A 15,318-nucleotide genomic window follows, 5' to 3' on the forward strand; every position below is an offset into this window, starting at 1 on the left:
TATTCAATTATGGATCTAAAATCAAACGAACCTTTCTGGCTTATAAAGAATGGACTTATAGAATCTTATCCGTCCCTGAAATCAAATGAAGAATGTGATGTTTTAATTATAGGCGGTGGTATTACCGGAAGCCTTATTGCCCACCAGATGGTCAGTGATGGTTATAAAACAATCCTGATTGACAAACGCGAAATCTGTAATGGAAGTACTTCAGCCACCACTTCAATGTTGCAATACGAAATAGATGTTCCGCTCTATAAACTGATTGATAAGATCGGTGAGAAAGGAGCCGTGGAAAGTTATAAAGCTTGCTCTGACGCCATAGACCATCTTGAAAAGCTGACTAAACAGATCCGGTCTGATGCTGGTTTTAAACGAAAAAAATCTCTGTATTTTGCTTCAAAAAAGAAAGATGTAAAGTGGCTGAAAGAGGAATGTAGAGCCAGAAAAAATGCCGGATTCAATGTAAAATGGCTGGAAGAAGACCAAATTATAGAACAGTTTGGATTTGAAAATACCTATGGCGGTATTCTTTCAAAACAGGGAGCCAGCATCGATGCCTTTAAGTTTGCCCATGAATTATTTGAGCATAACACAAAAAAAGGATTGAAAATATTTGATAAAACTGAAATGAAAAAGGTAGAATACCATAAAGGTTTTAATCAGGTAACGGTAAACAGTGGTTTTCAGATCAAAGCTAAAAAGGTAATCTATTGCATCGGTTATGAGAGTAAAAACATCATCCGGGAAAACTTTGTTGATTTAAAAAGCACTTTCGCCGTTGTTTCAGAAATTGATAATGACAAATTTAAAAATATAAGCAGCACCCTGGTTTGGAATACAGATGATCCGTACATCTACATGCGGACGACAGATGATGGAAGGCTTCTGATCGGCGGCGGAGATGAAGATTTCAACGATGCCAAAAAAAGGGATGCCCTTCTCGATAAAAAAGAGAAGGAGATCCTGAAAAATCTAAAAAAAATAAAACCGGATTATCAGTTCTATACAGATTTTGTCTGGGCCGGAACTTTCGGGGAAACCAAAGATGGTTTACCCTATATCGGGGAACATAAAAAATTTAAAAATTCCTATTTTGTCCTGGGTTTCGGAGGAAACGGAATTACTTTTTCCGTAACAGGAATGGAGATGGCTTCTCAGTTTATGAAAAACAAAAAACATCTGCTGTCTGAGTATTTTAAATTTGGAAGATAAAGATCTGGTGGCTGAGGCTCTATTCATGGCTGTGGCACTTGAAGCCTCCAGATTTATTTTTTTTGTTATTTAGAATTAAAATATCTTTTTTTCAGTCTGCTCAAGGATACAGGATGCATCCCCAGATAGGTGGCAAGATCTTTAGATTTTACGCGTAAGATTAATTTGGAGTTTTGTTGGATTAACTGAAGGTACCTTTCTTCAGGCGTTAAATGAATGAAAGAGTAGAAATTACTGTAAATATCCATAGCAGTGCTTTTCCAGTACATTAAAAGTAATGTTGCGATATTGGGATGGTCTTTTATAGCATTTTCCAGATCATCATAATTAAGCAAAAACACTGTTGTCTCCTCTAATGCTTCATAAGTAAGTGAAGACGGACGTTGGAGGGCTAAAGTCTCCATTGAACCATATACATTGTTTTCAGGAACCAGCCAGACTGTTTTATTGTTTTTATCATAAACCCTGATCAGGCCTTTTAATACAACTCCGACCTGGCTGATCTGTTCTCCTCTGTGTAGAATTACTTTATTCATCGGATAAGTTATTATTTGGACCATTTCCAATAACTTTTCCTTATCTGAGTCGTTTAAAAAATCGTTTTGTTCAAAATAATTTTTGGTGTATTCATTTGATTTCATAATAAGTGTTTTGTGCCTAACTAAGTTAAAAATATTATTCCAATTTCCAAGTTTCAAGATAGGTGGAGTACAATAAAATAGGGGTGTTGGTTATTGAATCGTTAGCAGGTGTTAATTAATAATTTAACTTTCGCTAATAAATTATCAGTTTTATAATAATTATGATAATTTATTGATTTTTAAAAATTAAATTTATTGAAGAATTCAAAATCAACAAAATCATGAAAAAGAAAAAAATTATTTCAGTTTTACTATTCTTTTTAGTGGGAATTAAATGTTTTAGTCAGGTAGGCATTAATACGGCAAATCCGGAAGCTGCACTGGATATTAACGGGGATCTGCGTATACGCACTACGGAAAAATGTCTGGGAGAATCCTGTACAGACTTTATTTTGGTCCGGAATAATGCAGGATATGTTCAGACTGTTTCAAAAGAACAGCTGTCTGCTTCAAATGCTAAGTCGTATGTTGCCGGTACAGGAATTAGCGGTGTCATTTTAGTGTCTATTTCCGGTGTCACGAATTGGGGTAAAATCTTGTTTGACAAGAAAGTTATTGATGAAAATAATGATTTTGATATAACAAATAATACATTTACGGCTCCTACGGATGGGATCTATCAGTTATATGTTCAGTATAAAATCTCTTCAGCTGTTTCTGCTGGCGAATTAGGGATTGGTATTTTTGTAAAAAAAGGCACGAATGAACCTGAATTAGTAGCAGAAGAGAGTTATGTTAATATAAGTGTTTTAGGTATTCCGGTATCTCCTGCTACAAGAAAAACACAGACAATGGTGGCACTCAAATCAGGTGACCAGGTATACTTTGGTGCCAAATCTTCGCTTCCCTCATTAGATCTATTATCTGGAACTTCATCATTATTTACCATTAATCAGGTAAAGTAATACTTGTCTTTGTGTAATGAAAAGCCGCTTCCCTCGGAAGCGGCTTTTCTAATAATTATTTAGTATATCCATTTGTTTTTGCTAATTCTAAAACAGATCTTTCAATGGCTTTTCCAAGGTCATCAGAATCTGCACTGCCCCGTTTTTTCATTTCACTATCAATATATTCCTGACGTTTTCTGGAAAGTTCTTCAATTTCCTTCTGAATCTTTCCACGCTCTGCAGATTTTACAGCAACTGCTTTTTTGATCTCTTCTTTACTTTTACCTTTCAGTTCAGCAGGAAGCGCATCATCTTTTACGGTGGCGATAAAGTCTGCATCTTTTTCAGCTTTGTCCACAAGGTCCCAGTGGTCATTTTTATAAGCGTTCTTCTTAGATTTGGCAACGGTTCTTTCTACATAATTAGAAACTGATTGTACTTCAGCATTTCTATCCTGAGTTACTTGTTTTAGTTTATATTCAGAGCCATGATTTCCATAATAGATGTAGGTGTCGTTCAGTTTGGTGTTGCATTCTGAGATTCTTACATCATAAGGCGTTTCAATATAAATCACTTTCCTGTCGCTGTCGATATTAAAATATTTACTACCACCTACAACCGCTCCGTTTTGCCAGAAAGTCTGGGTTCCTTCTTCTCTGCTTCCGCAGAAAATGGTATTGGTGTATATATTTTTAGTTTTAGCCTTGGAAATTACTTCTTTGTAATTTACTTTTCCCTGGTCAAACGGTTCATTACCGGCGATGTAGATCAGTTTCATACTTTTTTCATTGCTATCCCAGTTAAGATTCATCGAAGCATCGCGGATCACGGCACCACAGTACTCATTTCCGCCATTGGTTCTCAGAGCAAATAACTTTTCAGAAACCAGATCCAGATCCTGCGTAAGAGGAGTCACCTGGCGGATATAATTTTCGTCACGAATACCGTCATTTCCGTATTCATAAAGGGCAATTTCTATCTGGGGAGCCTGTCCGTTGTACTTCAGTGTGGTTAAAGTATTCACAATATTCCAAAGCCTTGATTTGGCCTGATCGATAAGCCCGTCCATACTGTTGGAAGTATCCAGCAGAAGGGCAACCTGGATTTTATTGTCCTTTGATGGCGTTGGTGTTTCAGGGACAGAAGCATTCTGTACCAATGGTGCTCTGTCTGCTGTCGTGCTGTTTGAACAGCGGATGTCTGAAAAGCTGCCGGAGCTTAGAAAAGCGGTAACAGCTGTCATTGCTAAGATTTTTAAAGTTGTCATAATATTATTTTTTATAGATTATCTGCTGTAATATTGAATCTGCATTTCTTTCGGATACTTCACCTCATAAGAGAAATTGATCTTGTCTGAACTTCCGCTACCGATATTTCTGTTCCAAAGGATGCTTCCCGTCTTCTCATCAAAACTTCCGTTTCCAATCTCTAAGGCTTTAACCAGAATTTTAGAATTTTCGCTGATTGGAAGCTGATCGAGGATTTCCAGTTCGATGCTTTCTTTCGTATTGTTTCTGATGCTGATCTGGAAGGATTCTGTTTCCCATTTATTACTGTTCAGGGTTTTCTGAGACGTTTTATCTTCCAGTTTGATCCTTTTGACGGTGATTCTTTCATCTACCCCCAGAGAGATTGGGAATTCGTCTTTTACGTAATTGCTTGCGATGTTTGTTTTTCCGATGTAATTATCATCAAAATAAATATTGGCTTCTCCCGAGATCAGATTAAGATTCTGCCAGTTTTTAATGAACGCCATCAGGAATACCTGATTGTTCAGTTTCGGAACTGTGTGGTATTTGTAGGTAGCATCAATCTGTTTTTTATCAAGGATCACATACTGTTCTTTTTCCTGGCTTAAGATGGTCTGGTTATAATTAAGCTCATAAATGACATTCATCTGGCTGTCCGAAACGGTTGCTATAGGGATTTGATTTGGCGTAACGATGGCATCTTCTCTCATTTGATAAGAATTCACCTCTTTAGCCGCTGCTTTCAGTTTGTAGTTGGCGGTTTCAGCCTGAGCATTATAAGCGGTATATTCAGCAACATAAAGCGGAGAAAGAATAGGTCTGTCCTGATTGTAAGAAGGTCTGTAGGTGGACACAAACAATTTTACATTTTTCCAGTCCTGCCCGGTTTTCTGGTAAATCTTTCCTTTGTAAACTATTTCAAGAGGTTTTTTTACCGATTCGGCACGCAAATCATAAGATGGAACCCAACCAGCATCAGAAACGATATAGCTCACACCTAAGTTCAGATTGGTTTCATGGTCTGCAAGGATTTCCAGAAGAAGTTCTTTTCTGTTGATATTTTTGTTCGTCTGTTCTTCTGCGAATTGATTATTGATCTTGCCAATACCTTCATCTAAAACTGTTTTCTGTTCATTCAAAACAAAAACCTGATTATCGATTTCCAGCATTCTTTTTTTGTAAAATTCGGTCAGTTTGATCAGTTGTTCCTGCGGAGTAGACTTGTCATTGGTGGAAACCTTTAGATTGTCATTAATGATATTCTGTTCGCCGGTCAGGTTCTTGATCTGGATATTCAGTAAACTGGCCTGTCTCTGTAATTTTTTTCTTTCGTCATCAAGCTTTTTCTCTCCGTCAGATAGATCCTCGTTTTTCAAAAAGTTGCTCTGTGGCGTTATAGAAAGAAGGGTTGTGTTTTTTTCAAGATTGATTTTGTAGGTGTTTTCATCCAGATTATTGGGAAGATTGACGATTCTCACCATATTTCTTCCTTTCTGTAGGGTAACGGATGTACTTCCGAAAACTTTGGCACCCTGAAGGAAGACAGTGGCCTGTTTCACTTCAATCTCCTTCTTGATCTCCTGTCCTTTTAAAATCGAAACAGAAAATGCGATGAGTAATATTAAATAGTATTTCATAGTGTATTATTTTAAATTCCTATAGTAAAATTATCTCTATTTAAGGCTGAAAATGGGGAAACTTGGTGAAACCTGACTTTCACTTGGTGAGCTTAAAAATCAGGCTGGAAAAAGAAAAACAGCCCTTTCGGACTGTTTCTTAAATCTGTTAATTCTAAAGGATTTCGTATCGTGTTTTGATGCTGTATTTCAGCTTGATATTTTCGATATTATCGAAAGAAAAATCTACAGTAGCGTCTGCTGCTTCCAGCTGCATATTTCTCACACTGCTTTTATAGGCTACGGGAAGAACCATATCGCTGGTGTAATCTTCAATTTCGATGATCTCAAGCGGAGCCCCGGTTTTTTTACCCATACTCTCCAACAGATAATCTGCCTTTTCTTTGGCTGCTTTTAATGCATTGATCTTAATTGTTTTTCTGAAGTCTGCTATTTTAGTGTTTTTCACTTCCGCTACATTCAGGTTGCTTACCCATTTCTGGTTGAGGTCTTCAAATATTTTGCTGATGTTCGCTTTCGTATTGACTTTGAACTGGTAGCTTTTCGTGAATTTTCCATTTTTAGCATAGATATTCTGGTACATGGATTTGAATTTGATGTCTTCGTTCTTCACGCCTCCATTCTTCAGCGTTTCAAATAGTTTCTTTTCATTATCCGCCAGATCATTCTTGTTATCTGCTTTAATGCCGACGCTGAAGATAATCTCATCCGGTTCCACTTCCATTTCTGCAATACCTGTTACTTCAATTGCATTTTTCTTTACTTCCTGTGCATTCACAAAACTTCCCAGGGTAAAGATTCCGATCAATAAAAAATGTCTCAATTTCATAATTTCTTGTTTTAAATTCTGAAGTAAAATTACGACGATCCGAAACCCGAAATAAAGAGACTTGGTGAAATGAGGTTTTCACTTGGTGGATGCCCATAAAAAAGACGATCCCCGTGAGAATCGCCTTTTCAAGCTTTTTAAAATTTGATTTAATGGTTTGAAATAAAGTTTAATAGATAAAGTAAACCTTCGAAATTTTATCGTTTTTGATTCAACCTTACTATATCATATTATAAGGAAGGCGATATTGTAGTCTGTTGCTGAAATCTCAAAGCTGGATAATGGAATGTTCTGACTCTTTAATCAGCGAACTGGGTGAAATGAAGTTTTGACTTGGTAAAGAATAGAAAAGGATACCTAAAGTTTTACTTACTTTGCATTAAAGATCTGAAATCCGTGAAATTAGTTTTTAAAATACTGTTTATCTTCATTCTTGCTGCAGGAAATTTCTGTACAGCACAGGATTCCACACGGGTTACCCAAGCTTATAAATCGGCGGTAAGACTGAAAAAAGCAGTAGACAATAATGATAATAAAGGTGTTGCCGATTCCTATGTAGGAATTGCCAATGATTATTACAACCAGGGAAATTATGCCAAAAGTGAAGAGTTTTTGGTGAAAGCCAGAACCATTTACAAAAATCTCAACGATAAAAAAAATCTGGAATCCGTTACCCGGAAAATTGCGCAGTCACAGGAAAAGCAGAACAAAATAACGCCTGCTATCAGCAATTACAGCATGGCGGCCGAGATGAGCTACAATGAAAAAAGCAGAGCGGTCAATACCAATGATGCGGCAAGGCTTTCTTCCCCCAACACTGAGCAGAAAGTAGAGGCGATTCAGGATAATATCAATATAGGTCTTAAAACAAAGGACAAAGGGGATCTGGCAGCAAGCTACAGCCAGATGGCAGATGTGAACATCCAGCAGAACGATATTCCCAGAGCGGAAGAAAACCTCAACAGTGCCTACGCCATTTCCAAAAAGGAGGCCCCTCAACAGGCTTTGGAAATCAATCAGAAGCTGACCAATTTCTATGTTGAAAACAGAAATTTTGAAAAAGCTATTGAGGCCAAAAAGAAAGTCCTGAAAGAAGATTTTGTAAAAGAAAACTCACAGGAAAAAGTCAACCAGATTCAGGAACTGGCCGATATTTATATTAAGAAAAATGACCCGGAAGAAGCCGTGGTATTATTAAAAAATGCTTACGGAATCGCTCTCGAAAAAGGACATACGCTGGAAGCCCAGAAAAGTGTAAAAAGACTGGACAGCCTGTATAGTATAATGGGAAATACCAATGCCTCAGTTTCACTCTATCGGGATTTTCTTGGTAAACTTCCAGATATTGTGTCCAAAGACAGAAGCCTGGTAGATAATAAAATTCTGGAAGATACCGAGCAGAGAATTTCTCAGCTTGAAAAAGAAAAGGAATTGAAAGACCAGCTGATTCGTAAGAAAAATGTTTATAATTACAGCCTGATCGGAGTTTTGGTTCTGTTAACCGGGCTGGTCATCTTTATTTTCAGAATGCTGAAGAAAGTTCAGATCAAAAATAAAAAGATTGCTTTACAGTCGTTGCGACGTGAAATGAATCCGCATTTTATCTTTAACAGCTTAAACAGTGTCAATCATTTTATCGCGACGAATAATGAACTGGAAGCCAATCAGTATTTGACAAAATTCTCAAAACTGATGCGCGGCGTCATGGAAAACTCTGCCGAAGATTTCATTCCTTTCCAACAGGAACTGGATCTGCTTCAGAATTATCTTGCGTTGGAAAAAACACGTTTTTCGGATAAATTCGATTATGAAATTGATGTAGACGAAAGCTTGAATATGCAAAGCCTGAAAGTTCCCGGAATGCTGGTTCAGCCGTTCCTTGAAAATGCGGTATGGCATGGACTTCGTTACAGAAGTGACAAAGGATTTTTGAAACTGAGCTTTGAAAAAGAAGCCCAGCATTTGAAGATCACCATCGAAGATAGCGGAATCGGCATTGAAGAAAGCAAAAAGCAAAAGACAGAGCATCAGAAAAACAGAGAAGGCCGCGGCATGAAAAATACATTGGAAAGGATCAAATTATTGAATGACCTCTATAAAAAAGAGATCGCCTGTACCATAAAAGACAAGGAAAACAACAGTGGCGTTTTAGTGAATATTAAAATAAATCTGGCTTAAAAAACAACAGATAATGAAGTATTTATTTATCGGAATACTGATATTCTCATTCGCAGGGATTTTACACGGACAAGAAATCAATATAACCCGGTTTGATCATATCGTGAAAAGCTTAAAGCTTGACAAAACCAGGATCAAAGAGGAATTCTGCACCGAAAAGAAAATGCCGAACGCGGAAGATTCATATATTGCTGTACTACCCATTCTTCAGGGCAAGGAGGAAGAAGACTTTTTTGTAGTCCGGAATTATATTGTGATCACAGATGAAAATGGAGAGATCAAAAACCAGTATTTTGATCCGGTGGAAATCACTTCAGATGCCATTATGTTGAGAAGTATAACGATAGATACGGGATTGTACAACATCAGCAGTGGAATTCGTGCTTTCGGTGTGAAAGTAAGTGTTCAAAACGGCAGTCGGCCCAATCCCTATTCTTCAGAAACCATCTCCCTTTATTATCCGTCGGAAAACACCCTTAAAAAAGTTTTGAATGAATTTGAATTAAGCAATTACAGCGGAGAATGGGATACCAGATGTACAGGCGAATCCGCAGATGACCATTCCGTGATCATGATGGATAAAACAAAAACCAATAATTTCACGGATCTGAAGATTAAAACCATTTCCATCGATAGAAAAACCAAAGAAGTAAATGGAGACTGCAAAGAAAATGAAACCTCAAAACCTCCTACCGCATCTTAAAATTTAAAAACGGAAAATACCAATAAAACCATTCCCTAATCCCTGCCATCTGCTACCTAATTCCTAATCCCTTACAAAATGAAAATAAAATCCGTAATCGTAGACGATGAGATCATTGCAAGAGAAGTTCTCAGAAATTATATCACAAAATACTGTCCGCAGGTAGAAATAGTAGGCGAGGGAGAAAACATCAAAGAAGCCGTTCCATTGATCGCTGAGAAACAGCCGCAGTTGGTCTTCCTGGATGTAGAAATGCCTTTTGGAAATGCCTTTGATGTATTAGAAGCTACCAAGGAATTTTCCTACGAGACCATCTTTATCACAGCGTTTTCTCAATATTCGCTGCAGGCCCTTAATAAATCAGCCAGTTATTATATTTTAAAACCAATTGATATTCAGGAGCTTATTCTGGCCGTGAATAAAGTAGCGGAGAGTCTTGAAAGCAAAGAAGAACTCAACCGCAATAAAATTCTTCTTGAAAATTTAAAATTAAAACCTGAAAAACAGCAGCTTATTCTTCCTACACTTCAGGGGTTTGATGTCGTAAAAACAGAAGATATCCTAAGGCTACAGGCAGACGGGAACTTTACACAGGTCTACCTTACTGACGGCTCAAAAAAAATGGTCTGCCGCTTCCTGAAACATTTTGATGACCTGCTGGAAAACCCATTTGTAAGAGTTCACCGCTCCCATATTATCAATTCCAGGTTTGTGAAATCTTATCATAAAAGTGGGACTATTATGCTTTCAGATGATACGGAAATTGAGGTTTCCGGCAGTTTTAAAGACAATTTTCTGAAGGTCTTTTCTTAGAAATTATTGTTCCTTAAAAGCGTAAAGGCATTATTTTTGAAGTTTTCCGGGTAATCACACAAAATATTCCAATTATGAAAACGTTTAAGAAAATTGCTATTCCGGTTACATTAGGTGTTTTAGGGCTCATTATGTACAACTCCTGTTCTGCAGGAATTCCAAAAGGAGCAGTAGCGTTCAACAATTTTAATGCTAAAAAATACCTGGGAAGATGGTATGAAATAGCCCGCTTTGATTACAGATTCGAAAAAAACATGGACAACGTTACGGCCGAATATTCCGAAAATCCCAATGGTTCCATTCGTGTCGACAATAAAGGCTATGATTATATTAAAAAAGAATGGAAAGAGTCCAACGGAGAAGCCAGATTTGTAAAAGAGAAAACCGAAGCCCGTCTGAAAGTTTCATTTTTCAAACCGATTTGGGCTGGCTATAATGTTATTGATATCGATGAAGATTATCAATATGCTTTGGTTGCGGGAAGCAGCTTAAAATACTTATGGATCCTCTCAAGAACGACCTCCATTCCCGAAAGCATCAAACAGCGTTTCCTCGAAAAAGCAAAAAAATTAGGTTATAAAACAGATGAACTGATCTGGGTGAAGCATAATTAGGAGTTGGGAGAGTCAAGAGCCAAGAATCAAGATTTTAGATGCAAGACATCAGATGTCAGACAATTACTACTGGTGGCTTCGGGAGCCTCAGCCACCAGATATTTGCCCTTTATTCAATATTTCCATGTTAGGTTTTAGACTATTAAAATATGATTCTTAGCTACTGCCCCCTCAAACTCTCCGATATTCAAACCCCAGCAAACTCCTTCCACTCATCAAAACGCTGATCAATAAGCGGTTTTATCAGATCATAGTTTTCGTATGTATCTTCTACGTGGTAGAAGGATTCGTACTCAAAATTATTTTCTTCTGCTTTCCTGTCGAAAGTTTCGGAATAATCATCGGTAAAAGAATGGAATTTTTTTCCAAACGCTGTGTCATCATTATAATAAGCCTGTGCAAAACCATTGCCCAGATCATTGAGATCATGCTGGCTGAACTTTTCATCACACATCTCAATCAGGAATTCTCCTCCCGTCATCTCGCTTCTTTTCACACTTTGGATTTCATCTGCAGAATCTTCCGCCAACTCATCCGAAATCAGATCGTTGTTGATGCACCATGCCAGAAACATTCCGATATGGGTCGCTGCATTTTCATCAGGTAAATTTTCCGGATATTCTCCGCCATAGTGCCAGGAAGCATCATCATATTTTGCCATTGCCGAATAATTATAGTTTTAAACAGTATCACCCAAAGATAGAAAAAATCATTTTATGTTGTCGCAGCCACAGATTTTCCCGTCATTTGCAGGACATTTTCTTTTAAGAATTTATATATGGAAAAAGCTGTTCTGATTACTATCGGTGACGAAATCCTTTCCGGAAACACCGTGGATACCAATTCTAATTTTATTGCCACAGAACTTAAAAATATAGGCATACAGGTTATTCAGATCTTCACAATATCAGATGAAATCGATACCATTAAAAATACTTTAAAAGCTGCTTTTGAGATGGGTGACCTGATCATAACAACAGGAGGTTTGGGCCCGACAAGGGACGACAAGACCAAAAAAGCGCTGGCAGAATATTTCAATGATGAAATTGCACTGGATGAGGTGACCTTCAACCACCTTAAAAACTATATGGAAAGACGAGGACGTATTGATATCCTTGAAAGAAACAGAGAGCAAGCCTTCGTTCCTGCAAAATCGATTGTTTTTCAAAATCATTTCGGAACCGCACCTTGTATGATGATGGAGCAGGACGGGAAATTGTGTTTCAGTCTTCCCGGCGTTCCTTATGAAGTAAAACCGCTGGTCAGGGACCAGATTGTTCCTTATTTAAAAGACAAATTCAATCTTTATTATATCTATACCAGAATCGTTTCTGTGGTGGGAATTCCTGAGAGTATTCTCGCAGATACCATTGAAGACTGGGAACTTGCACTTCCTGAAAACCTTTCATTGTCATACCTTCCGGTAGGAACACGTGTAAAACTTAGATTGACAGCCTCGGGAGATGATGAAACGGCTTTGAAACAGCAGACTGAAGATGAAATTCAGAAACTTTTACCTTTGGTGAAAGACCATGTCATTGCAGTCACTGAAGATAAAATTGAGAAGATTCTTTCGGAAATCCTTATTGAAAGAAAACTGACCATTTCGACAGCAGAAAGCTGTACCGGTGGTGAGCTGGCAAAAATGATAACATCCACTGCAGGAAGTTCAAAATATTTTATCGGAGGTATTATACCGTATGCCACAGAAAAGAAAATAGAGATTTTAAACGTTTCTAAAGAAACCGTGGACCAGTTTACCGTAGTCAGTGAGCAGGTAGCTGGTGAAATGGCAAAAGGATGTCAGAGATTATTCGGTACGGATATTTCCCTGTCCACTACTGGCGTTGCAGGCCCCGGAATGGGAGAGGACGGCAATGAAGTAGGAACCGTTTTCTACAGCATACGCATCAAAGACCAGGAAGTGATTTCAAAATTATACATGCCTCATTTGGACAGACTTGATTTCATGAATTTTGTTTCCCAGAAAATCATTCAGGATCTGGTTGGGCTTCTTATAAATACTTAGGAACCAGCTGTTTTTTAATTTTATTTTAATTAAAATGAATGCTCTTTTTCACGCTTTTTGAGATTTATGTCATCAATTTCATAACGTGAAAGACTCAAAACAGATTTTTCAGACTGACAGTAAAAAACGCTGGAGAAGCGTACATTGGGGAAGTCGTATTTTTATTTTCGTAGCTGTATTGCTCATTCTTGCTTTAGGGCTGATGATGAAGCTGGAGAAAAGCCCGAAAATTCCGTTCAAGGAAGATTATAATATTTGTTTAAATTTGTTATTGATAAAAAGTAACAAAATACAAAAAAAACAGACATATACTGTAAATTTGCTATCATAATGAAAAAACTAACGCTTTCTTTGTTTTTATTGGCAGGAGTTTGCTCACTGAATACCGTGAACGGACAGACTAAAGCCGTGAAAACAGCAGTTAACAGCACCGATAAAGGCTTAGATATGAGCCTTATGGACACTTCTGTACGTCCGCAGGATGATTTTTATAACTACGTAAGCGGAACTTGGATGAAAACAGCCAAAATTCCGTCTGATAAGCCAACTTGGGGTAGTTTCAACAAACTGGCTGAAGATACAGACAACAACTCAATGACTATTTTGAACTCTCTTCTGAAAGATAAATTTGCAGACGGAAGCGAGGGTAAAAAAATTCAGGATCTGTATGCTTCCTATATGAATATGGAGAAGAGAAATGCAGATGGAATTAAACCTATTCAGGATAACCTGAACAAAATTGATGCAATCAAAAATCTTACTGATCTTCAGAACTATTTGATTTCAGTAACTAAAGATGGCGAAAATACCTTATATGGATGGGGTGTAGATGCAGACCTTAAAGATTCTAAAATGAATGCCGTTTACTTAGGTAACGCTTCTTTAGGTCTGGGAAGAGATTACTATCAGAAGGTCAACGAGAAAAATACAGAAGCTATTGCTGAATATCAGAAATACGTAGCTTCTATGCTGACTGAATTAGGCTATAAAAATGCTGACGCAGCTGCAAAAGGAATCGTTGATTACGAAAAAAGTATTGCACAGACTTATCTTACAAACGAGCAGAGCCGTGACAATACACTTCAGTACAACCCAAAAACAATGGCTGAGCTTTCAACATTGGTAAAAGGGGTGGATATTCCTGCTTATCTTAAAAAAGTGGGGGTAAGTACAGATAAAGTGATCATCGGAGAAATCGGATATTACAAGAACTTTGATAAATTAGTCAATGCTCAGAATCTTCCTGTGATCAAGGATTATTTAAAATTCCATATGATTCACGGAAGTGCTTCTTACTTAAGTGAGAAACTGGGGAATATGAGATTTGGTTTCTATGGCAAATATTTAAGAGGCCAGCAGGAGCAGAGAGCATTGAACAAAAGAGGTTTCGAATTGATCAATGGTTCTCTTGGTGAGGCTTTCGGTAAATTATACGTTGAAAAATATTTCCCGGCTGAAGCAAAAGCTCAGATGGTGGAATTGATCGATTATTTAAAGAAAAGCTTCGCAGTTCACATCAATAACTTAGCGTGGATGTCTTCTACAACGAAAGAAAAAGCAATGACTAAACTGAACAAGTTTACCGTGAAAGTTGCTTATCCGGATAAATGGAAAGATTACTCAAAATTAGAGATCACTCCTGAAGCTAAAGGCGGAACTTTATACAAGAACCTTCAGAATGTAGCGGCTTGGCAGTACAATAAAGATTTAGCAAAAATCGGTAAAGCTGTTGATAAAACAGAGTGGGGTATGACGCCACAAACGGTTAATGCTTACTATAACCCGGTGAACAACGAAATCGTTTTCCCAGCTGCTATCCTTCAGCCTCCTTTCTTTAATCCTAAAGCTGATGCTGCCGTGAATTTCGGAGGAATCGGAGCCGTTATCGGTCACGAAATGAGCCACGGATTTGATGATTCAGGAGCTCAGTTTGATGCAGACGGAAACTTAGTAGATTGGTGGACTCCTGAAGATAAAGCCAACTTCGAAAAAGCAACAAAAGCTCTTGCTGCCCAGTATGACAAATACGAGCCGGTAAAAGGAACTTTCGTAAACGGTACTTTCACCAACGGTGAAAATATCGCTGACTTAGGAGGTGTAAATATCGCTTACGATGCCCTTCAGATGTACTTAAAAGATAAAGGAAATCCAGGAAAAATCAGCGGATTCTCTCAGGATCAGAGATTCTTCTTAAGCTGGGCAACCGTTTGGAGAACTTTATCAAGTGAAAAATATATGGTGAACCAGGTGAAAACTGACCCGCATTCTCCGGGATATTTCAGAAGCTTTGGTCCGTTAATCAACGTTGATGCTTTCTATAAAGCATTTGATGTGAAAAAAGGAGACAAACTATACAAAACTCCGGAAGACAGAATCAAAATCTGGTAACAATAACAAGAATCTGTCTCACAACTGAGGCAGATTCTTTTTGTTATAAAAGTACTTGTTTTACTGTTTTATTTTCATTACATTTAACTGTATATCAGGTATCTGTATGAATTTCAAGGATTATAATCAGCATC

13 protein-coding genes are annotated in these 15,318 nt (G+C 37.6%); 8 read left to right on the top strand and 5 right to left on the bottom strand.

The window, feature by feature from the left end:
- The first annotated feature begins 9 nt into the window (after positions 1–9).
- Positions 10–1,215 (top strand): NAD(P)/FAD-dependent oxidoreductase, encoded by a 1,206-nt coding sequence (locus HHL23_RS17415; protein ID WP_169236057.1) that lies wholly within the window; start codon positions 10–12, stop codon positions 1,213–1,215.
- Positions 1,216–1,280: 65 nt separating this feature from the next.
- Here HHL23_RS17415 and HHL23_RS17420 read toward each other — a convergent pair whose 3' ends face one another.
- On the bottom strand, positions 1,281–1,775 hold the full coding sequence (locus HHL23_RS17420; protein ID WP_169236058.1) for a Crp/Fnr family transcriptional regulator: 495 nt from the start codon (positions 1,773–1,775) through the stop codon (positions 1,281–1,283).
- Positions 1,776–2,077: 302 nt separating this feature from the next.
- Here HHL23_RS17420 and HHL23_RS17425 point away from each other — a divergent pair, with 302 nt between their 5' ends.
- Entirely contained in the window at positions 2,078–2,761 is a 684-nt protein-coding gene (locus HHL23_RS17425; protein ID WP_169236059.1) for a C1q-like domain-containing protein, read from the top strand.
- 55 nt (positions 2,762–2,816) lie between these two features.
- Here HHL23_RS17425 and HHL23_RS17430 read toward each other — a convergent pair whose 3' ends face one another.
- The 3 genes from HHL23_RS17430 to HHL23_RS17440 all read right to left on the bottom strand — a co-directional run bounded on the left by HHL23_RS17430 (position 2,817) and on the right by HHL23_RS17440 (position 6,459).
- Positions 2,817–4,010 (bottom strand): VWA domain-containing protein, encoded by a 1,194-nt coding sequence (locus HHL23_RS17430; protein WP_169236060.1) that lies wholly within the window; start codon positions 4,008–4,010, stop codon positions 2,817–2,819.
- 18 nt (positions 4,011–4,028) lie between these two features.
- Complete coding sequence (locus HHL23_RS17435) at positions 4,029–5,630, bottom strand: DUF4139 domain-containing protein (protein WP_169236061.1); 1,602 nt, start codon at positions 5,628–5,630, stop codon at positions 4,029–4,031.
- Between the two features lie 154 nt (positions 5,631–5,784).
- Positions 5,785–6,459: an SIMPL domain-containing protein gene (locus HHL23_RS17440; protein ID WP_169236062.1), complete on the bottom strand. Its 675-nt coding sequence runs from the start codon at positions 6,457–6,459 to the stop codon at positions 5,785–5,787.
- 396 nt (positions 6,460–6,855) lie between these two features.
- On the opposite strand from HHL23_RS17440, the gene HHL23_RS17445 reads away from it, so the two are divergent.
- The 4 genes from HHL23_RS17445 to HHL23_RS17460 all read left to right on the top strand — a co-directional run bounded on the left by HHL23_RS17445 (position 6,856) and on the right by HHL23_RS17460 (position 10,767).
- Positions 6,856–8,637 (top strand): tetratricopeptide repeat-containing sensor histidine kinase, encoded by a 1,782-nt coding sequence (locus HHL23_RS17445; RefSeq protein WP_317174710.1) that lies wholly within the window; start codon positions 6,856–6,858, stop codon positions 8,635–8,637.
- A gap of 13 nt (positions 8,638–8,650) precedes the next feature.
- Positions 8,651–9,340, top strand: a complete 690-nt coding sequence (locus tag HHL23_RS17450) for a PA3715 family protein (protein ID WP_169236063.1) — start codon at positions 8,651–8,653, stop codon at positions 9,338–9,340.
- 78 nt (positions 9,341–9,418) lie between these two features.
- Positions 9,419–10,153 carry a LytR/AlgR family response regulator transcription factor gene (locus HHL23_RS17455; protein WP_169236064.1) on the top strand — a complete coding sequence of 245 codons (735 nt, stop codon included), beginning with the start codon at positions 9,419–9,421 and terminating at the stop codon, positions 10,151–10,153.
- A 74-nt stretch (positions 10,154–10,227) separates the two neighbouring features.
- Entirely contained in the window at positions 10,228–10,767 is a 540-nt protein-coding gene (locus tag HHL23_RS17460; protein ID WP_169236065.1) for a lipocalin family protein, read from the top strand.
- Positions 10,768–10,954: 187 nt separating this feature from the next.
- Here HHL23_RS17460 and HHL23_RS17465 read toward each other — a convergent pair whose 3' ends face one another.
- A complete protein-coding gene (locus tag HHL23_RS17465) occupies positions 10,955–11,428 on the bottom strand; it encodes a DUF7832 domain-containing protein (RefSeq protein WP_169236066.1) in 474 nt (157 codons plus the stop codon).
- 117 nt (positions 11,429–11,545) lie between these two features.
- Here HHL23_RS17465 and HHL23_RS17470 point away from each other — a divergent pair, with 117 nt between their 5' ends.
- Positions 11,546–12,796: a CinA family nicotinamide mononucleotide deamidase-related protein gene (locus HHL23_RS17470; protein WP_169236067.1), complete on the top strand. Its 1,251-nt coding sequence runs from the start codon at positions 11,546–11,548 to the stop codon at positions 12,794–12,796.
- Positions 12,797–13,126: 330 nt separating this feature from the next.
- Positions 13,127–15,184, top strand: a complete 2,058-nt coding sequence (locus HHL23_RS17475; RefSeq protein WP_169236068.1) for a M13 family metallopeptidase — start codon at positions 13,127–13,129, stop codon at positions 15,182–15,184.
- The last annotated feature ends 134 nt before the right edge of the window (positions 15,185–15,318 follow it).

This window comes from Chryseobacterium antibioticum, assembly GCF_012927325.1.
In the GTDB taxonomy this organism is placed as follows: domain Bacteria; phylum Bacteroidota; class Bacteroidia; order Flavobacteriales; family Weeksellaceae; genus Chryseobacterium; species Chryseobacterium antibioticum.

What these genes read in the sequence shown, in the direction of transcription:
- HHL23_RS17415 (WP_169236057.1), top strand. Translation starts at nt 10, where the DNA reads ATGGATCTAAAATCAAACGAACCTTTCTGGCTTATAAAGAATGGACTT.
- HHL23_RS17420 (WP_169236058.1), bottom strand. Translation starts at nt 1,775, where the DNA reads ATGGTCCAAATAATAACTTATCCGATGAATAAAGTAATTCTACACAGA.
- HHL23_RS17425 (WP_169236059.1), top strand. Translation starts at nt 2,078, where the DNA reads ATGAAAAAGAAAAAAATTATTTCAGTTTTACTATTCTTTTTAGTGGGA.
- HHL23_RS17430 (WP_169236060.1), bottom strand. Translation starts at nt 4,010, where the DNA reads ATGACAACTTTAAAAATCTTAGCAATGACAGCTGTTACCGCTTTTCTA.
- HHL23_RS17435 (WP_169236061.1), bottom strand. Translation starts at nt 5,630, where the DNA reads ATGAAATACTATTTAATATTACTCATCGCATTTTCTGTTTCGATTTTA.
- HHL23_RS17440 (WP_169236062.1), bottom strand. Translation starts at nt 6,459, where the DNA reads ATGAAATTGAGACATTTTTTATTGATCGGAATCTTTACCCTGGGAAGT.
- HHL23_RS17450 (WP_169236063.1), top strand. Translation starts at nt 8,651, where the DNA reads ATGAAGTATTTATTTATCGGAATACTGATATTCTCATTCGCAGGGATT.
- HHL23_RS17455 (WP_169236064.1), top strand. Translation starts at nt 9,419, where the DNA reads ATGAAAATAAAATCCGTAATCGTAGACGATGAGATCATTGCAAGAGAA.
- HHL23_RS17460 (WP_169236065.1), top strand. Translation starts at nt 10,228, where the DNA reads ATGAAAACGTTTAAGAAAATTGCTATTCCGGTTACATTAGGTGTTTTA.
- HHL23_RS17465 (WP_169236066.1), bottom strand. Translation starts at nt 11,428, where the DNA reads ATGGCAAAATATGATGATGCTTCCTGGCACTATGGCGGAGAATATCCG.
- HHL23_RS17470 (WP_169236067.1), top strand. Translation starts at nt 11,546, where the DNA reads ATGGAAAAAGCTGTTCTGATTACTATCGGTGACGAAATCCTTTCCGGA.
- HHL23_RS17475 (WP_169236068.1), top strand. Translation starts at nt 13,127, where the DNA reads ATGAAAAAACTAACGCTTTCTTTGTTTTTATTGGCAGGAGTTTGCTCA.